Origin of the sequence: Moraxella canis (assembly GCF_002014965.1) — a bacterium.
GTDB lineage: Bacteria > Pseudomonadota > Gammaproteobacteria > Pseudomonadales > Moraxellaceae > Moraxella > Moraxella canis.
Window position 1 is genome coordinate 211,776 of record NZ_MUXT01000001.1, and the last position, 18,650, is coordinate 230,425.

The following is an 18,650-nucleotide window of genomic DNA, read 5'->3' on the forward strand; positions in this document are numbered from 1 at the left end:
TTTTAGGTATTAGCTGAATTTTTAGGCGATTTTTTATTTTTAATGATGTAATGACTGTCGTTTAGTTGAACTTCAAACAAATCAATGGCTTTCACCAAATCGCTCAATTGTTTATAGCCATAATTTTTACTATCGAACGAGGATTGATTTTTGATGATACTGCCCACTGCCGATAATGAAGCCCAGCCCTCTTCATTTTGGGCTTCTGAAATGGCGCGACGCAATAAATTCATCAGCTTGGCATCTTGTTTCAGATCATGACTTGACTTTTTGGACATGCCTGTATGATTTTGATTGGTATTTTCACCATCCAAATATAAAAATCTTGAACATGCCTGCACAAGTGATTTTGGCGTTTTTTGTTCACCAAACCCAATGACAACCTTACCCTCATGACGCAGTCGCATCACCAGTGGCGTAAAATCGCTATCTGACGATACAAGGCAAAACACATCAACTTTATTTTCGTGCAAGATATCCATGACGTCAATCGTCATCGCCATGTCGGTGGCATTTTTGGATTTGGTGTAGGCAAACTGTTGAACTGGCTTTAAAGCATTGTCTAACAAGACATCCTCCCAGCCTTGCAGACCGTGATTTTTCCAATCCCCATAAATTTTACGGATATTGATTGTGCCAAATTTTGCCAATTCACTTAAAATAAATTCAATCTTTTTGGCAGGGGCGTTGTCAGCATCGATAAACAAAGCCACGTTCTTATTTGCAAAATCCATAAATCCTCATCAAGTATAAATCGGTTCGCTCACGCTTTTCATCACTAGGGCAAATTTTAGCACGTCTTTATCCATATCCTTGAAGGGATTGGCAATTTGACACACCCAACCAGAGCCTAACGCCCCGTCTATCACTGCGCCTTTTTTGTCCCACATCTCCGTTAGTGTGTAGCTAACATTCCCCTGCGGAGTCATGATTTCAATGCTATCACCTACCATCAGTTTGTTTTTGACGGTCAAAGTCAAACGCTCATCGCTGATGTCCGCCACTTCAGCGACAAATTGCTGATTGTCGGTCTTAGATGAGCCGTAGTCATAATTTTGATAATCAGAATGCACATGACGACGTAAAAAACCTTCGGTATAGCCACGGTTGGCAAGCCCATCAAGCGCAGTGATGAGACTGGTATCAAACGGCTTGCCCGCCAAAGCATCATCAATGGCACGGCGATAAACCTGAGCGGTACGTGCCACATAATAATGCGACTTGGTACGCCCTTCAATCTTTAACGAATGCACGCCCATATTGACCAAATCAGGCACCAGCTCCACCGCACGCAAATCCTTGGAGTTCATGATATACGTGCCGTGCTCGTCTTCATACATCGCCATGAGCTCACCTGGACGGCCTTGTTCTTCTATCAAGACCACGTCATCGGACGGCTGCTCCACATAGTCATCGCCCATCACCACATCGCCGTTAAGGTTCACACTACCAATGGCATTGGCATCTTGGGCTTGATTTGGCACAAACACTTCGGGCGTGGCAGGCACGATGTCGCCAGTTTCGTTTTCTGTCGCTTTATAAGTGTTATACGACCAACGGCAGGCATTGGTACAAGTGCCTTGGTTGGCATCACGCTTGTTGATATAGCCAGACAAAAGACAACGCCCCGAATACGCCATGCACAACGCCCCATGCACAAACACTTCAATCTCCATGCCAGGGACTTTTGTGATGATTTGCTCAATCTCTTTTAAGGACAGCTCACGGCTGACAATCACCCGAGTCACGCCCATTTGTTGCCAAAATTTGACGGTCGCCCAGTTCACTGCATTGGCTTGTACCGACAGATGAATGTCCTGCTCAGGAAAGGCTTCACGCACCATCATAATCATGCCAGCGTCCGACATGATAAGCGCATCAGGTTTCATTTCAATAATGGGGCGAATATCTTCAATAAAGGTTTTAAGCTTGGCGTTATGGGCTTGGATATTGACCACCACATAAAACTTTTTGCCAAGTGAATGGGCGTATTCAATGCCCTTCGCCAAATTTTCTTCATCAAAATCGTTATTACGCACCCGCAATGAGTAACGTGCCTGCCCTGCGTACACCGCATCCGCCCCATAAGCAAAGGCGTATTGCATGTTTTTAAATGTTCCTGCTGGGCAAAGAAGTTCAGATTTTTTGGTGATTGGGGAATTCATAAAGCTGCTCTGTTTTTATAGTCAAAATTGCTCCATATTATAGCAAATTTTTCGGCATTGATGGTGATTATCCTGCCTTAAATGAGCGATGATACTGGTTTTAATGTTGCACAAAAATCACACCATCTTGTCAAAAGCCATTAAAAAATTCTCAATAATCTGCTATCATAAGGCAATTATTTTTTTGAAAATTTTGAGACCACTATGAACCCACATCACGCATTTTTACAGGCGCTATCAGACGCCCTGCCTGCTTTGAGCATCAAAACCGATACCGAATCCACGCAGCACTGGGGACGCGATTGGACAGTGCACTTTAGCACTGATTGCCAAGCGGTGCTATTTCCAAAGAGCACCGAAGAAGTGGCAACCATTGTCCGATTGGCTAATGAGCATGGCATGCCCCTAGTCCCTAGCGGTGGTCGCACAGGTCTGTCGGCTGCGGCGGTGGCGTCAAAAGGTGAAGTGGTGGTCAGCTTCGATAAGATGAATCACATTGGGCAGTTTTATGATGCCGATCGCATGGTAGAAGTCGAAGCAGGTGTCGTGACCAAGGCTTTGCAAGAGTTTGCCGAAAGTAAAGATCTGTACTATGCGGTGGATTTTGCGTCATCTGGCTCAAGTCAAATTGGCGGCAATATTGGCACCAATGCTGGCGGCATCAAAGTCATTCGCTATGGCATGACACGCAATCAAATTTTGGGCTTGACCGTCGTCACTGGCAAGGGTGATATTTTAGAATTAAACGGCGGTATGCTCAAAAACGCCACAGGCTATGATCTTCGCCATCTGTTTATCGGTGCTGAAGGGACGCTCGGCTTTGTCACCAAAGCTTTGATCAAGCTTGAAAAACAGCCAGTAAACTTGACCGCCATGGTGCTGGGCGTGCCTGAGTTTAATAGCGTTGTGGCGCTGCTGGATCGTTTTGGGAAGGCGCTGAACTTAACTGCTTTTGAATTTTTTGATCAAATTGCCGTTGATAAAGTCATCGCAGCAGGTCACACCAAAGCACCTTTTGACAGCCAAGCACCCTTTTATGTGTTGCTAGAATTTGAGGCGATGACAGAAGAAGTGCTGGATTTGGCGATGAGCGTATTTGAGCAATGTGCCGAAGATGGCTTGATCATTGATGGCGTGATGAGCCAAAGTGTCGGTCAGCTTCAGGAGCTTTGGAAATTGCGTGAAAGCATTTCTGAAACCATTTCAGTGTTCACCCCTTATAAAAATGATGTATCCGTACTGATCAGCCATTTGGCAAACTTCATCAGTGATATCGAACAGATCGTCAAAGATAATTATCCAGATTTTGAGATCTGCTGGTTTGGACACATTGGTGATGGGAATCTGCATTTAAATATCCTAAAGCCTGCCAATTTAAGCAAAGATGAGTTCTTTGAAAAATGTCAAACGGTCAATACCTATGTGTTTGATACCGTCAAAAAATACAAAGGTTCCATCTCAGCTGAGCATGGCGTGGGCATGACCAAAAAACCTTATCTGACCTACACACGCACCCAGACTGAGATTGACTATATGAAAGCCATCAAAGCCGTCTTTGACCCCAATGGGATCATCAATCCTGGGAAGATTTTTGATTGAGCTTGGATAAGTGGCGCATAAGCTTGTCGTACGCAAGGCTTATGCGTGCATTTGTACAATCTATTTAGGTGTTTTGTTAAAATCACTGAATTTGGGCGCAAATCTTAAGATCAGCACTCGAAAATCTTGGCAAGATCAGGTATGATGACGGTTCATTTCATGGATAAAATTGATTTATGTCTCGCAAAACTCATGTCTTAAAAGAATATTTTGATCCAGTTAAGCTGAGCGAACATCAGCTTGATGGTACGCTAATCGCAGGCGTCAGTTACCACTTTACCAGTCTTGAAAAACAAGGACTGGCTGCTTTACTTGCCAAATTGCCGCTGGCAGACGATGCGCCTGTTGCAATGGATCTTGACCTGTCATGTTTTGTTTATGATAAAGGATTTAATGTCATTGATGTGATTTGGTATGGCAACCTGCGTAACGCCGACGAATCCATCCGCCATCAAGGGGATGCTTTGGTGGGCGCCAAAAGTTTTGAAGACAGCTTGATCCAACAAGAGCAAATCCAAATCAAGCTTGATCAGCTGCCTGATACTGCCCATCATCTGATTTTTGTGTTAAGTAGCTACCACAATCAGCCGCTTCGCAAAGCCCAAAAAGGCATGATCTATTTTGGTGATAAAGAACTACCCAAGGCATATCACATCAGCTTTGACCAGATCGAGCCTGATTGCCAATCTTTGGCGATATGGCAGCTGTCTCGCTATCGTGGGGATTGGGAGCTGAGCTCACCGATGGCTGACATCAAGCTCACCAAGCTTTCTAATAAATCCCTTGATAAGATCACAGACGCGGTGACGACTCGCATTCAGGCTGTACAATCTAAGCGGTGGTAAACATCTAAAAATTAGGCGCCAATCAGTTGTGCGTCCTTTGGTGATGCGCCTACTTTCCTTGACTGTCAAATCTTAACAGGTCTTTTATAATGCGTAAATCTCTTACGGCGCTCATCGTTATTTTTTTGGTTCTTTTTGGCGGCTACTATGCCGCATCGCCTTATCTTAAATTACACCAATTCAAACAAGCGATTGATGCGCAAGATGTAGCACCAATCATTGAGTCGGTTGATTTTGTCAGGGTAAAGGCAAGTGTCAAAGAACAAATCAAAACCCAAATGATCGCTCAATCGCCAGAACTGAGTCAAATGCTGGCGATGCCCCACGAGCCAACCACTACCAATTTTGAAGATGGCTTTGCGATGATGGGGGCGATGTTTGCAGTTGCGATGGTCGATGGCTTGGTTGATACGCTGCTGACTCCAAGCATGATCGAGATGGTCATGCAAGGTCAAGAGCTGAATTTGGGCGAACAAGCTCAGCTATATGGCGCCAATCCAAATGAGCTCTCAGAATTATCAAGCAATTTTCGGGCTGATGCTTTTGAGTACGACACCGCCTACCGCGGTTTGGATGAATTTCATGTTACAATCACAAAACCCGATAATCAAAAAACCACCACTTTGGTGCTTGAGCGTGATGGATTATTTGACTGGAAAGTGGTTGATGTGATTTTACCGCTGAATTAACTTAATATACCTTGGCTTAAATAGTTAAGCCAAGGTATCATTTGGCTCATTCGATGCCATAATTGGCAAGCAGTGCCTTTAGGCTAGGCTCTCGACCTCGATAAGCCACATACAACGCCATTGGTGAGCGTGAGCCACCTTGAGCCAAAATGGTATCCTCCAATCGCTTGCCCACCACTGGGCTTAAGATACCCTCTTCTTCAAACTTAGCAAATCCATCATTGGCAAACAGCTCTGACCACAGATAGCTATAATAGCCTGCCGCATAGCCGCCTGAAAAGATATGGGAGAATGTGTTCGGTCGGCGGACAAAGTCAGGCAAATCGATGACGCCAATTTCTTTATTGACTTTTAAATACAGCTCTTGGGCATGCTGCATCGTATGAGCTGTGCTGTCGCTGTGCAAGCGCATGTCAAAAATACCAAATTCAAGCTGACGAATCAGGCTCATCGCACCTTGATAATGTTTGGCTTCAATGACTTTATCCAGCAAATCAGCAGGCAGCGGCTCACCGGTCTGATAGTGCGCCGAAATGAAAGGCAGCGTCGTACGGTTAAAGGTAAACCCTTCCATTAATTGGCTTGGCACTTCGACAGCATCCCAAGGCACACCTGAAAGACCTGATACCCCATACACATCCATTTGGGTGAGCATCAGATGGATGGCATGTCCAAACTCGTGGAAAAGCGTGGTTACTTCATCATGCAATAATAATGACGGCTGACCTTCTGCCGGACGGCGAAAATTCGTCACAATCACTGCCACAGGCAGCTGAACACTCTCATCGATACGGCGAATGCGATTGATCGCGCTGCTATCGCTGCTGCGTGTAGCTGGGCTTGCATCGATACGGCGAATGCGATTGATCGCTGTGGACATCCAAGCCCCACCACGCTTATTATCACGGGCATACATATCCAAATAAAACGAAGCTTTATGGCGGTTTTGGGGATCATAAACCTCATAAAATTTCACCGAGCTGTCCCAAACATCTGCCTGTGCACGGCGAATGGTAATCCCAAATAAGCGCTTGGCAATTTCAAATAAACCTGATAGTACTTTTTCTTCAGGGAAATATTCTCTGAGCAATTCTTTATCAAAAGCATAAAGTGCGCTTTTGTGTTTTTCGGTATAGTACGCCACATCCCACGCATTGATTTTATCCACGCCATAAGTCTGCTTGGCAAACTCGCTTAGCTCTGCAAACTGCGCCTGCGCCTTGGGTCGGCTGCGTACGCTTAGATTGGTCAAAAAATCCATCACTTGCTTTGGGCTGTCTGCCATCTTGGTCGCCAAAGAATATTCAGCAAAATTATCAAAACCAAGCAATTTTGCCTTTTGATGGCGCAGTGTCATGATCTCAGCGATGACTGGCGTATTATCCCAAGCAGTATTATCCGCCAGTGGTGATGCCTTGGTCGAAAATGCCTTATAAACGGTGCGGCGCAAATCGGCATCATCGGCATAAGTCATGACCGCCATATAGCTTGGAATATCAAGCCCGATGCGGTAGCCGCTCTCCCCTTTATCTTCGGCGGCTTGTTTTGCACTTGCCAGTGCCGCATCATTGAGTCCTTTGAGTGCATCCGCCGTTGGGAAAGTGCGATGCCAACCATTGGTGGCGTCCAAAGCATTATTCCCAAACTGCGTGCTAAGCTCGGATAATCGCTGATCGATCTTCGCCAATTGTTCCTGTTTATCTTTGGGTAAATCCACGCCAGACAGGCGAAACTCAAGCACAACATCATCAATCAGCTTTTGTTGGGCGGTGGTCAAAGTAGCGTATTCTGGTGAGTTTTTGAGCGCCAAAACCGCGTCAAATAATGGTCGATGCATGCCGCGCCAAGTATAAAATTCGCTCACCAAGCTGCGCGCTTCATTATAAGCTTTACGCAGTGCGTCATCATTGGCGACCGCGTGCAAATTAGAAACAGCCGACCATGCCCTGTCGATTTTGTCATCAATTGCAGCAAGCGGAAAGTAGAAATTTTGCCAAGTGATATCAGGCTCATTGGCGACGGTTTCGATGGTTTTTTTGGCTTCTTCAAATAAAAACATCATCGCAGGCTTGATATGCTCAGGCTTAATTTTTGAATATTTTGGCAAACCACTAAAATCAAGCAAAGGATTGTCCATCAGCTCTTTGGGGATTTGCAATGATACATTGGGCACCACACCCAAAGCAAAATTAGGCAGACCAAAAATACCCATCGCTGTCATGCCAAGACTACCAAACAAAAAACGACGTCGATTCATCATCCATCCTTATGACTGATTAAAATTAGGTTTTTCATTCTATCATAAGCCAAAAACAAAAGCACCCATGCTGATGGGTGCTTTTATAACCGAAAGAATCACTGAGCCGGATGTGCTGCTGGTATGGTAGCGGGCTCAGGCTGTGCGATGACCGGCGATGTGACAGGCGAAGCTAAAGGCGCAGCCATCATCTCATCACTGGCAAGTTCGGCGGTGCGCATGGCTTCACGCTGACGATTCAATTCTGTGATTTGCTCAGCGGTTAAGCTTGCACCGCCGCCCAAGGCTTGGTACAGCTGGATTTGACTGACCAGTTTGGCAAGCTCAAGCTGCAGGATATTCTGCTGATTGGCAAACAAAGACCGCTCAGCGTCCAGCACCGTCAGATAATTATCCAATCCAGAACGAAACCGCGCGTAGGCGATATCATAAGTCTGACGATAGTTATCTTGAAGGCGAAGCTGAGCATCAATGCGCAAGCCCAAAGTCGCGCGCTCAGCTAAGACATCTGACACTTCTTTGAAGGCAGTTTGAATGGCTTTTTCATAATCCACCAATGCTGACTGCTGAGCGACTTGCGCCATCTCGTGATTGGCGCGGCGACTGCCTGCATCAAAGATGGGTAAACTGATCGAAGGTCCAAAAGACCAACCCAACGCGCTTGATTCAAACAAGTTATTCAAACTATTACTGCTAAAACCCACATTCGATGACAAACGAATCGATGGAAAATAAGCCGCACGTGCTACATTGATATTTGCGCCTGCCGCTTTTAAGCGATGTTCAGCCTGCACGATGTCTGGGCGATAATATAAAAGCTCACTGGGCAGACCTGCACTAAACAGTGTCTGTGCGGTGATATTTCCCATGTGCATACTAGCGTCTATCACTGGCAGCAGCTCATTTGGGACAGGGCGACCGATGAGTAGCTGCAGCGCATTTTTAGCTTTCAAGATACTGGTATCTGCTGCATATACCGCCAAACGCGCTGATTCAAGCGAACTTGCCGCTTGCAGGCTTGGCGACTTAGAATCAATTCCTGCCTCAAACCGCTTTTGGGTAATCATCATCGCATGTTCGCGAGTTTTTAGCGTCTGGTCAGCCAGCTGTCTTTGAGCCAAAGCATGGGCTAAGCTCACATAGCCTTGAGCAACACTTGAGATGATCGAGATTTGAGCAGCATCTTTGGCAGCGTTAGTTGCCAGATACTGATGTAGCGCCTGCTCTTTTTGACTGGCGACTTTACCCCACAAATCCAGCTCATAGCTACTCATTGCAAGCCCAACATTATAATTGGTTGAGGCATTGGCATCGACGCGGTTATTGGCTTGGCGTGTTACGCTGGCATTTGAGCCGACTTGTGGCACGCTGTTGGCTTCGGTGATTTGATATTGGGCACGCGCTGACTGAACAGCCAAGACTGCCGATTGCAAGTCTTTGTTATTTTGCAAAGCAAGCTCAATCAAGGCTGCAAGCTTAGGGTCTGTATAAAATTCCTGCCAGCGCAGTGATGCCACACTTGGCGCCTGAGCGACACTGATGGTGTCAGCATCATAGACTTGATAGCCATCCTTCATAGGCACATTGGGCACCGCCAGAACGGGTGCCGATGTGTCAATTTTCTTTGGAATGCTACTACAAGCTGCCATGCTGATAGCCAGCGCTGAGAGCGTCAAGATACGCGCAGTTGTAGAGATTTTCATAATCCATCCTTAAACATGTTCATGAGGTTCAGCATCAGTCACAGGCTGAGCTTTTGGCTTGTAGGGAAAGAGCGTACGCACCCAGACGTAAAACATTGGGATAAAGAATATTCCCAAGAACGTCGATGTCAATACTCCGCCCAAAACCCCTGTACCGACAGCGTTTTGACTGCCTGAACCTGCGCCTGTGGCAATATATAGCGGCACAACACCCATACCAAAAGCAAGTGAGGTCATGATAATTGGGCGCAAACGCATACGCGCCGCCATCATGACCGACTCTTTGAGAGTTTTACCAGATTCTTGGATTTCTTTGGCAAATTCAATAATCAAGATGGCATTTTTTGCCGACAGACCCACTACGGTCAATAATGCTACTTGCAAGTACACATCATTGGCAAGACCATGGATTTTGGTGAGCAATAAAGCACCAATCACGCCCAAAGGAATGACCAAAATCACCGCAAAAGGCACAGACCAGCTTTCGTATAGTGCCGCTAAGCACAAGAAAACGACCAAAATCGATAAAGCATACAGCATCGGTGCTTGACCACCTGATTTTTGTTGTTCAAGCGACAATCCCGTCCACTCAAAATCAATACCAGCAGGCAGCTGTGATGCCATTTGTGCCATCGCCTCCATGGCATCGCCTGTGCTCAGACCTGGAGCAGCTGCGCCTGTCAGCGCCATCGAAGAGACGCCATTATAGCGCGCCAAGCTTGGGCTACCATATTCCCATTTGCTGCTAGAAAAAGCACCAAAGCTCACCATCTCGCCAGATTGATTACGCACATACCATCGATTGATGTCCTCAGGCACCACGCGGCTGTCCGCCTCACCTTGGATATAGACTTTTTTGATGCGTCCGCGGTCAATAAAGTCATTGACATAACTGCCGCCCCACGCCTGTGCGATGGTGTTATTGATCGTCGCCAGGGGTACGCCATAAGCTGCCGCTTGCGCTTGATTGATATCAACTTTTAGCTTAGGTGCGTCTTCTTGACCACCTGGACGAATCGAAGCGATCGCTGGATTTTGCATCGCCATACCCATCAGCTGATTACGCGCATCTAGCAAGGTTTCATGACCGACGCCGCCGACATCTTTTAATTGTAGATCAAAGCCGCTGGCATTACCAAAACCTTGGATTGGCGGTGGCGCCATCGGGAAAATCAAGCTTGCTTCTGGGATCATCATATTCATCGCCATCGCTCGGCGCGCGATACTCTGAGCGGTGTTCTCACCACCTTTTCGCTCATCCCAATCTTTGAGCTTGATAAATGCCATCCCAGCATTTTGACCACTGCCCATAAAGCTAAATCCAGAAATCGTAAACACCGACTCGATGTTATCCACTTCTTTATCATGATAATAATTGGCAAGCTTATCCATCACGCTATTGGTCTTATCTAGCGTTGAACCTGCTGGCAGCTGCACCAAAGTCATGACCGAGCCTTGATCTTCTTCAGGCACAAATGAGCTTGGCAGACGCATAAAGACAAATGCCATGACCGCCACAATGCCAGCATACACCGCCAAATATACCAATTTAGAGGCATAAGTTTTGCCAACAAAGTTTTCATAACGGCGACTGGTTTTATAAAAAAAGCGGTTAAACCAACCAAAAAATCCAGTTTGGGTGTCAATGTCTTTATGTGCTTGACGCTTTAAAATGGTCACACACAAAGCTGGCGTAAAGACAAGCGCAATGAATGCAGACAGTGTCATACTGGTAATCAAAGTCACCGCAAACTGTCGATAAATCACGCCTGATGACCCGCCAAAGAAAATCATCGGTACAAAGACCACCGATAAAATCAGCGCAATACCAATGACAACTTTACTAATTTCATTCATCGACTGAATGGTGGCATCCATCACCGAGATGGCAGGATTTTCTTCCAAAATCCGCTCAACGTTTTCAACCACAATGATCGCATCGTCCACCAATAGACCAATGGCAAGCACCATCGCAAACATGGTTAAGATATTAATACTATAACCAAGCACCGACAGCACAGCAAAAGTCCCCAAAATCACCACTGGCACTGCCAATGTCGGGATAATCGTCGCTCGCCAATTTTGTAAAAATAAGAACATCACCAAGAAAACCAGCACCACCGCTTCTAACAGCGTATGCACTACTTGTGTGATTGACAGCCTAACAAATGGCGTCGTGTCATAAGGCACGACCATTTTTAGCCCTGGCGGGAAGCCTTGTGACAGCTCATCTAAGCGCACGCCCACAGCTTCACGCACTTCAAGCGCATTAGCGCCCGGCGCAAGCATGACAGCCAAGCCAGATGCTGCTTGACCATTATACTGGGTTCTAAATTGATAATTTTCACTGCCAAGCTCAACCCGAGCCACATCTTTGATGCGTACTTGAGCGCCTGATGTATCTGTTTTTAATAAGATATCTTCAAACTGCTCCGGCGTTTGCATATAGCTTTGCACACTGACAGTGGCGTTAATCACCGCACGATCCGTATTGGTGGGCAAAGTACCTAACTGCCCTGCCGACACCTGGACGTTTTGGGATCGGATGGCAGATGAGATATCCGATGGCATCAAATGATAGGCATGCAATTTGGCAGGATCGAGCCAAATACGCATGGCATAAGACGAGCCAAACACATTGGTGCCGCCAACACCTTCCACACGGCTTAGGGGATCGACAATATTCGTTGCAACATAATCAGCAATGTCCGACTGATCCATACTGCCATCTTCAGACACAAAAGCTGCTACCATCAAAAAGTCACTGGCGGATTTTTCGACATTCACGCCCATACGCTGCACCGTCTCAGGCAGCGAGCTCATGGCGGACTGTAGCTTATTTTGGACTTGTACTTGAGCGGTGTCTGGATCGGTATCATTTTCAAATGTCAACGTCACAGAAGCAGACCCTGTGGCTGATGAATTTGATGACATATACATCAATCCATCAATCCCTTTCATCTGCTGCTCGATGACCTGAGTGACCGAGTTTTCGACCGTTTCAGCATCAGCACCTGGATAGATGGCGCGCACCGTCACTTGAGGCGGCGCAATTTTTGGATATTGTTCAATTGGTAAACCATTAATTGCCAAAACACCGACTAGCATGATGAGAATTGCAATCACCCAAGCAAAAATCGGTCTATGTATAAAAAAACGAGACATAATATACCTTTATTTACTGGGTTTCATCAGCAGCATTCATCGCTGCTTGTTCTTCGGCGGATGGCTCAGAGGCGGTCGCATCGCTTTGTGGTCTTGCCATCGGCACATTGGCGTTAGCAGCGCTTGGCTCAGAAGGCGGCGCACCGTTAGCATTTGCTTCACTGCTAGCAGCCGGCAGTTCTCGCACGTTGACCTCTTGGTCTGGCTTGACTTTGGCACCACCAATAATCACAACACGGTCACCAGAATTGATACCACCTGTCACAATCCAATTACCATGATAAGTGCCTGCTGTCGTTACCGTACGAATCTCGATCTTATTGTCTGCATTGACGATATAAACTTGGGTTTCGCCTTTTGGCGTGCGCGTGACAGCCGACTGGGGCAATAAGGCAGCTTGATGAACGACCGTTTGGATTAATCGAGCATTAACAAACATACCCGGCACAAGCTTGCCCTCAGGATTTGGGAACACAGCACGCAAAGTCATACTGCCTGTGGCTGCATCCACTTGTGCATTAGCAAGCAGTAACCGTCCTAGGATGGGATAAGTTTGACCATCTTCAAGCACCAGCTGAACCTCTGCACTGCCTTGACCTGCTTGACCAGATTCTATCTGCTCACGCAATCTTAGCATTTCGGTTGAAGATTGGCTAATGTCTACATACACTTCATCTAGGCGATTGATCGTCACCAGTGGCGTTGGCTGATTGGCAGACACGAGCGCACCTGCTGTCACCGCTGAGATGCCTGTTACGCCACTGATGGGCGCCTTCACGATGGTACGACCGGCATCCAACTGACTGGCGTTTAAATTGGCGCGCGCACTTTGCACGGACGCAGTGGCGCTTTGAATGTTGGCGTCTGCCTGTGCAACCGCGGCTCTGGCAGCCGACACATTGGCTTCAGCGGTGCGCATGGCAGTCACTGCTTGATCAAAAGATTGGCGAGAGATTGCCTCCACATCCAATAAGCTCTCAAGTCGCATCACATCTGCCCGCGCCTGCGCCAAATTGGCTTCTTGGGCGGCTAGATTGGCTTGGGCTGATGCTCGCGTGGCTTGTGCATTGCCGACAGCTGCCTCGGCGTTTTGGACGGCTGCTTCACCTGCCTGCACTTGGCTGGTATAGCTATCGACATTAATCCGATATAAAGGCTGTCCTGCCCGCACCATACTGCCTTCGCGGAACAATACTTCATCAACAATACCTGTCACCTGCGGACGAACTTCCGAGGTCTCAATGGCGGCAACACGCCCTGCAAAGCTTTGGATCACTGGCACAGTTTCAAGCGTGATGGTCTGCACATCTACCGTCGGATTTGGCATTTGTTGCTGCGCGCCGGCATCGTCCTGCTTACTGCACGCCGTCATCACGCCCACACTGGTCATCAGCCCAATGATCAGAGCTGCTCTTAGATTTAATTTCATGATAACCCACTTTAAAACTGAATGAATAATTTTATGGATTTGCTGACTTGGCATTTATCACTGCGATAACTGCAAAATTCCCTCAAACACAAAATCAAGCAAACCCTTAAAACCACCATGTCTTTGACTAGGATTTGCCTTGTATTTAAGCATAAATGCAAAAGGACTAAATTTCTTATTATAGCTGATTTTGACTTCAAAACATTGAGATTTTTTTGAGATATTTTTGGGTAAGTTGTCAAATTTGCGTCTTGCAATTTGTGCTTTTTTATGAGCAGCTATGCACACTTGGCAGATTTTTAAAAATTTTTGAAAATTTTGCTTGTAATTTTAAAATTTTTTGGTAAGATAGCAGGACTTAAATGGCTGGATGGCAGAGTGGTCATGCAGCGGACTGCAACTCCGTGTACGCCGGTTCGATTCCGACTCCAGCCTCCAAGTATTCTTGCCCGAGTGGTGAAATTGGTAGACACAAGGGATTTAAAATCCCTCGCTCTTACGAGTGTGCCGGTTCGAGTCCGGCCTCGGGCACCATCATTAGCTTTGGCATTGCCAAAGTCAGCAACTAACCGCTAAACCCAATCAGGTTTCAGCGGTTTTTTGTTATCTTGGTGAGTGATCTGTGCATGATAAATTTAAGACGCATCACGCTTAATCAAACGCACGCCTGCGATGATCAGCCTGCCTGTTTCATCCATCAAAAAATCGACATCTACGCCATCGTAGCGTAAAGCAAAAGATGTACCAACTTCCCCTTGGCGATAAGCAGGTCTTGGGTCTTGAGCGATGAGACTTTGAATGATTTGAACATCCGCCTCATCTAGCATCTCTTGTAGAATCAATCCATCAAATGCCTGCCTAGCCTTGGCATCTATGATAACTTCGCGCGTGGACGGTGTGTCTATGTGAGTGCTGATCGCATCATGGATACAGTCTGAAAAGGTCAGATACGGCTTGATATCCAAAATTGGCGTGCCATCCACCATATCCGCCCCAAGGAGGTGCAGCACGACCTTATGATCAATTCGCTCGATACGCTCAAGGCGCACCACCGACAGCCCCAAGGCAGATGGGCGATACATACTACGCGTGGCAAAGACACCCATCTTAGCATTCCCCCCAAATCGCGGCGGTCTGACCTGTGGTCGAAAATTAGCCTGAGCGCGGTTATGATGAAACTGCCAAATGACCCAAAGATGGCTGTAATTTTCCATACCCTCAAAAGCGGCGACCTGATCATAGGGTGGCACAAATTCAATCCGACTTGAGACATTCACCAGATTGGGCTGTCTGGGCGCGCCAAATTTTTGGGTCAGTGGAGAGCGATGGTAGCCAATGATGGGTAAATTTATCATAGTCATAGAGAATTTTTCTCGTTTATGCTAAAATGAACGGCACTTATTCCAAAATTACCCTAAAATCATGGGGTAAAACTCGTTATTATACGCAAAAAATAACTTCATTTGTCAGCAGTCGTCCGTCTGCCGACACGAAAATCAGAGAATGCTATGTCAAAGTTTATCACAGAAACCGTTACTTATGTGCATCACTGGAATGACAGCCTATTTACCATCAAAACCACGCGCGGTGACAGCTTGCGCTTTCGTAATGGTGAATTTGCCATGATTGGCATTATGGTTGATGGCAGACCCTTGGCGCGTGCTTACTCGATTGCCAGCCCAAATTGGGCAGAAGAGCTTGAGTTTTTCTCAATCAAAGTGCCCGATGGTCCACTAACCTCTCGCCTGCAGCACATCAAAGTCGGTGATGAACTACTGATCAGCAAAAAGCCAACGGGTACTTTGGTGCTTGATGACTTATTGCCAGGCAAACATCTGTACATGCTTGCCACAGGTACAGGGCTTGCGCCGTTTTTATCACTGTGCCGCGATCCTGAAGTGTATGAGCGTTTTGAGAAGGTCATTTTGGTACATGGTGTACGCCATGTTGATGATTTGGCTTATCGTGATTTCTTTGAAAACGAGCTGCCTAATGATGAAATTTTTGGCGAATGGGTTCGCGAAAAATTCATTTATTATCCGACTGTCACCCGCGATGAGTTTCACAACACTGGACGCGTGACTGATTTGATGAAATCAGGGAAGCTGTTTGAAGATATTGGCTTGCCACCGATGAACAAAGACGACGACCGCGTGATGATTTGTGGCAGCATGGCGATGAATGCCGATACTGCCGCCATTTTAGATGGCTTTGGCTTGACAGTCTCACCGCGCATGGGCGAGCCTGCTGATTATGTGGTTGAGCGTGCGTTTGTTGGTTAATCAGCCGTCATCCAAACAAAAGCCAAATCCGAGTGATTTGGCTTTTATTTTTTACTCATCAATCGCTTTGGAGAATTGTGCGGCTAATTGCGCCAGCTCATCTTGATCAGCAGATGTCGACTCATGCTTAGCAAAGGCGCTAAAATGCGCTGGCACAAGGTGCATGTGATAATGAAATACCGACTGCCCTGCTTTGGCGTGGTTGAGCTGCATCTGAGTGATGCCTTGTGTTTGTAGAACTTGCCGTTGGGCTTTGATGACTTTTTGGGCGGTGGCGATGACCGCTTGGGCGTACTCTAAGGGCAGATCAGACAGCTCTGTGGCAGGATATTTTGGAATCACTAACACATGCCCTTTGGCAACTGGCATGATGTCCATAAACGCCAATGTCCGATCATCTTCATATACCTTATGACAAGGGATGTCCCCTGCTAGAATCTTGGCAAAAATATTGGCGTCGTCATAATGCGTTGTCATCAGATACTCCTTATTTGTTGGTGTGATGGCTCATTTTAGCACAGCTTGGCTGATGAAATACTCGGATATTATTGTGAATTTATGCTATAGTATGGATTTTAAATTGATGCGCCCACATGGATACTGCCGATACACTCATCCTCCAAGAAGTTCTTTTTGATGCCAGCTACTCATTTCGTGTTCATAATGTTAAGCTTGGCACGTTAGAAGTCATCCATGATTTGCCGCAGATGTTTTTGGCACACTATGATCAATTAGATGATGATCTAAAAGCCAGCACGCCTTTAACGCCGCAGCTGCTAAAACATCTAAATACGCCCATGACCACTGACGAGGCCATCACTCTGCTTGGTCTGCCACCCAAGAGCATTGCTGCGCCTTGGCACATTAAGCTTGGTGGTACGGCGGTGATCGCTTGTGATGCGCTGTCTTTGGCAGTCCATGTGAATTTCACCAATACCGCAAAATCCCATCAAGCTGTCTATGGCGATAAACAGACGCTCATCAAGCAAGAAGCCGAACGCTGGCAGCTGGCGGGCAATGTCAATGTTTTGTTCAAAAATCCAGCCCACCATCTTGTCAGTGTCGATCTTGAGGACGACAGGCTGGTCATTGAGGCGCACGGCAGCTATGTCCGTTTACCAAATAGCCATGCGCTTGCCACGACTCATGCAATCAATACGCTGAAAAATACGGATCCAGATGCTTTGGATTATCTGCATCAAGCAATCATCGAAAAAGTAACAGCAAGCGCCATTTGACGGCTTATTCATCAGTCTTTTTGGGTTCTACCGCTTGAGCGATCCGACCTTGTTTTCTTTGGCGCAATAGCTGAAGTCGGCGTTTAAGCGACGGATTTTCTTCGATACTTTGCTTTTTTTGATAAGTTTCCCAATCTCCAAAAGGGTCAGCTCGCATCTGATCTTCATTTTGATCCAAGATACGCACCGCATAATCCCCCAAGGCAAATTTAATATAAACCACCTGCACCCATACGATCGCCATGACCATTAAAGGCGCCGCCAACGCAATGCCCAAAATGCCTGTAATAGATCCCATAATCACTTGCGATAATAGCAGCGCCACCGGCGGCAAATCAACCATGCGATTTTGGACAATTGGGGCGATCACATAGCTTTCTAGCTGCTGCACCACAACAATCATAACCCCCACCCACAACAGCATGTCAGGCGCAACAATCAAAGTTAGCAGCATAATGGGCACCGCCGACAGCCAAGGACCAAGCACCGGCACAAAATCCAGCAAAAACGCAATAAACCCAAGCGCCAACGCAAATGGAATACCCATCAGCCAAAGCGCCACACCTGTGGTTACGCCAACAAATGCCATCACGACCAATTGACCCAATAGCCACTGCTGCATTGAGCGATAACTGCGATCAAGCAAATATTCTGCTTTATCGCGACTATCTTTGGGCACCATCGCCACAAAACTGCGACGATAAATCGACGGCGAGATCGCCAAAAACAGCCCAATAATCATGATTACCACAAAAGTACCCATACCACTGACCATACCGCCCAAATAGCTTGGCAAATGCGCCATCGCACCATCACTGAATCTTGCTAAAAACAGCTGCGGATCATGTCTTAATTCGCGCGCCCAGTCTTGATTGGCGAGCCATTCATAAATGGCAGGGTAACTTTGTAAGTATTGGTGCATGTACTCAAATGCCTGCGGCACCAACTGCTTTAAATTTTCTAGCTGAAGCGCCAATTCATGCCCAAATAAAGCAATAAATCCTGCAAAGACCACCATCAGTCCCAAGATAACAACTGTCAATAAAATGCCATGTGGCAGTTTTTTAAGATGCTTACCCATCCAAGGCAGCTTAGTCAAATACTCAACCAAGCTCAGCAAAAAAACTGCCGTCAAAATCGACGCAAAAATAATCAGCCAAACATGCACCAGATAATAAAAGCTCAGCAGCAATAAGACGACTGCCACCACCATAAAAATAAACGACTTTTGCGCTTGTATATTCATATCTTTGCCATCAAACTCAAATCTTAACCAAA

General features: G+C 46.5%; 14 protein-coding genes and 2 tRNA genes. 7 read left to right on the plus strand and 9 right to left on the minus strand.

The features are described from left to right. Positions 1–2 precede the first annotated feature (2 nt). Positions 3–734: an NYN domain-containing protein gene (locus B0180_RS00950; RefSeq protein WP_078255258.1), complete on the minus strand. Its 732-nt coding sequence runs from the start codon at positions 732–734 to the stop codon at positions 3–5. Between the two features lie 9 nt (positions 735–743). Beyond that, positions 744–2,165 carry a prephenate-dependent tRNA uridine(34) hydroxylase TrhP gene (trhP, locus tag B0180_RS00955; RefSeq protein WP_078255259.1) on the minus strand — a complete coding sequence of 474 codons (1,422 nt, stop codon included), beginning with the start codon at positions 2,163–2,165 and terminating at the stop codon, positions 744–746. 204 nt (positions 2,166–2,369) lie between these two features. Here trhP and B0180_RS00960 point away from each other — a divergent pair, with 204 nt between their 5' ends. The 3 genes from B0180_RS00960 to B0180_RS00970 all read left to right on the plus strand — a co-directional run bounded on the left by B0180_RS00960 (position 2,370) and on the right by B0180_RS00970 (position 5,298). Further along, positions 2,370–3,764: an FAD-binding oxidoreductase gene (locus B0180_RS00960; RefSeq protein WP_078255260.1), complete on the plus strand. Its 1,395-nt coding sequence runs from the start codon at positions 2,370–2,372 to the stop codon at positions 3,762–3,764. Between the two features lie 176 nt (positions 3,765–3,940). Then, a complete protein-coding gene (locus B0180_RS00965; protein WP_078255261.1) occupies positions 3,941–4,609 on the plus strand; it encodes a TerD family protein in 669 nt (222 codons plus the stop codon). Between the two features lie 89 nt (positions 4,610–4,698). Then, positions 4,699–5,298 carry a DUF2939 domain-containing protein gene (locus B0180_RS00970; RefSeq protein WP_078255262.1) on the plus strand — a complete coding sequence of 200 codons (600 nt, stop codon included), beginning with the start codon at positions 4,699–4,701 and terminating at the stop codon, positions 5,296–5,298. A 46-nt stretch (positions 5,299–5,344) separates the two neighbouring features. Here the strand turns inward: B0180_RS00970 and B0180_RS00975 are convergent, their stop codons facing one another. From B0180_RS00975 to B0180_RS00990, 4 genes are all read right to left on the minus strand, one after another. Further along, positions 5,345–7,555, minus strand: a complete 2,211-nt coding sequence (locus B0180_RS00975) for a M3 family metallopeptidase (RefSeq protein ID WP_208609372.1) — start codon at positions 7,553–7,555, stop codon at positions 5,345–5,347. A 98-nt stretch (positions 7,556–7,653) separates the two neighbouring features. Next, positions 7,654–9,258 carry an efflux transporter outer membrane subunit gene (locus B0180_RS00980; RefSeq protein WP_233424883.1) on the minus strand — a complete coding sequence of 535 codons (1,605 nt, stop codon included), beginning with the start codon at positions 9,256–9,258 and terminating at the stop codon, positions 7,654–7,656. A 9-nt stretch (positions 9,259–9,267) separates the two neighbouring features. Continuing rightward, positions 9,268–12,423: an efflux RND transporter permease subunit gene (locus tag B0180_RS00985; RefSeq protein ID WP_078255263.1), complete on the minus strand. Its 3,156-nt coding sequence runs from the start codon at positions 12,421–12,423 to the stop codon at positions 9,268–9,270. 13 nt (positions 12,424–12,436) lie between these two features. Further along, positions 12,437–13,852 (minus strand): efflux RND transporter periplasmic adaptor subunit, encoded by a 1,416-nt coding sequence (locus B0180_RS00990; protein ID WP_078255444.1) that lies wholly within the window; start codon positions 13,850–13,852, stop codon positions 12,437–12,439. A gap of 364 nt (positions 13,853–14,216) precedes the next feature. Here B0180_RS00990 and B0180_RS01000 point away from each other — a divergent pair. Both B0180_RS01000 and B0180_RS01005 read left to right on the plus strand, forming a co-directional pair. Then, positions 14,217–14,290: transfer RNA gene (locus B0180_RS01000), tRNA-Cys, on the plus strand. Between the two features lie 9 nt (positions 14,291–14,299). Further along, positions 14,300–14,386: transfer RNA gene (locus tag B0180_RS01005), tRNA-Leu, on the plus strand. A 101-nt stretch (positions 14,387–14,487) separates the two neighbouring features. Here B0180_RS01005 and tsaA read toward each other — a convergent pair. After that, positions 14,488–15,213, minus strand: a complete 726-nt coding sequence (tsaA, locus tag B0180_RS01010) for a tRNA (N6-threonylcarbamoyladenosine(37)-N6)-methyltransferase TrmO (RefSeq protein ID WP_078255264.1) — start codon at positions 15,211–15,213, stop codon at positions 14,488–14,490. Between the two features lie 147 nt (positions 15,214–15,360). On the opposite strand from tsaA, the gene B0180_RS01015 reads away from it, so the two are divergent. Further along, on the plus strand, positions 15,361–16,134 hold the full coding sequence (locus B0180_RS01015) for a ferredoxin--NADP reductase (protein WP_078255265.1): 774 nt from the start codon (positions 15,361–15,363) through the stop codon (positions 16,132–16,134). Positions 16,135–16,185: 51 nt separating this feature from the next. On the opposite strand, the gene B0180_RS01020 is transcribed toward B0180_RS01015, so the two are convergent. Continuing rightward, positions 16,186–16,611 (minus strand): HIT family protein, encoded by a 426-nt coding sequence (locus B0180_RS01020; RefSeq protein ID WP_078255266.1) that lies wholly within the window; start codon positions 16,609–16,611, stop codon positions 16,186–16,188. A 116-nt stretch (positions 16,612–16,727) separates the two neighbouring features. Between B0180_RS01020 and B0180_RS01025 the strand changes: the two genes are divergently transcribed. Next, on the plus strand, positions 16,728–17,372 hold the full coding sequence (locus B0180_RS01025) for a hypothetical protein (protein ID WP_078255267.1): 645 nt from the start codon (positions 16,728–16,730) through the stop codon (positions 17,370–17,372). Between the two features lie 4 nt (positions 17,373–17,376). On the opposite strand, the gene B0180_RS01030 is transcribed toward B0180_RS01025, so the two are convergent. Beyond that, on the minus strand, positions 17,377–18,618 hold the full coding sequence (locus tag B0180_RS01030; RefSeq protein WP_078255268.1) for an AI-2E family transporter: 1,242 nt from the start codon (positions 18,616–18,618) through the stop codon (positions 17,377–17,379). Positions 18,619–18,650 lie beyond the last annotated feature (32 nt).

What these genes read in the sequence shown, in the direction of transcription:
- B0180_RS00950 (WP_078255258.1), bottom strand. Translation starts at nt 734, where the DNA reads ATGGATTTTGCAAATAAGAACGTGGCTTTGTTTATCGATGCTGACAAC.
- trhP (WP_078255259.1), bottom strand. Translation starts at nt 2,165, where the DNA reads ATGAATTCCCCAATCACCAAAAAATCTGAACTTCTTTGCCCAGCAGGA.
- B0180_RS00960 (WP_078255260.1), top strand. Translation starts at nt 2,370, where the DNA reads ATGAACCCACATCACGCATTTTTACAGGCGCTATCAGACGCCCTGCCT.
- B0180_RS00965 (WP_078255261.1), top strand. Translation starts at nt 3,941, where the DNA reads ATGTCTCGCAAAACTCATGTCTTAAAAGAATATTTTGATCCAGTTAAG.
- B0180_RS00970 (WP_078255262.1), top strand. Translation starts at nt 4,699, where the DNA reads ATGCGTAAATCTCTTACGGCGCTCATCGTTATTTTTTTGGTTCTTTTT.
- B0180_RS00975 (WP_208609372.1), bottom strand. Translation starts at nt 7,555, where the DNA reads ATGAATCGACGTCGTTTTTTGTTTGGTAGTCTTGGCATGACAGCGATG.
- B0180_RS00980 (WP_233424883.1), bottom strand. Translation starts at nt 9,258, where the DNA reads ATGAAAATCTCTACAACTGCGCGTATCTTGACGCTCTCAGCGCTGGCT.
- B0180_RS00985 (WP_078255263.1), bottom strand. Translation starts at nt 12,423, where the DNA reads ATGTCTCGTTTTTTTATACATAGACCGATTTTTGCTTGGGTGATTGCA.
- B0180_RS00990 (WP_078255444.1), bottom strand. Translation starts at nt 13,852, where the DNA reads ATGAAATTAAATCTAAGAGCAGCTCTGATCATTGGGCTGATGACCAGT.
- tsaA (WP_078255264.1), bottom strand. Translation starts at nt 15,213, where the DNA reads ATGACTATGATAAATTTACCCATCATTGGCTACCATCGCTCTCCACTG.
- B0180_RS01015 (WP_078255265.1), top strand. Translation starts at nt 15,361, where the DNA reads ATGTCAAAGTTTATCACAGAAACCGTTACTTATGTGCATCACTGGAAT.
- B0180_RS01020 (WP_078255266.1), bottom strand. Translation starts at nt 16,611, where the DNA reads ATGACAACGCATTATGACGACGCCAATATTTTTGCCAAGATTCTAGCA.
- B0180_RS01025 (WP_078255267.1), top strand. Translation starts at nt 16,728, where the DNA reads ATGGATACTGCCGATACACTCATCCTCCAAGAAGTTCTTTTTGATGCC.
- B0180_RS01030 (WP_078255268.1), bottom strand. Translation starts at nt 18,618, where the DNA reads ATGAATATACAAGCGCAAAAGTCGTTTATTTTTATGGTGGTGGCAGTC.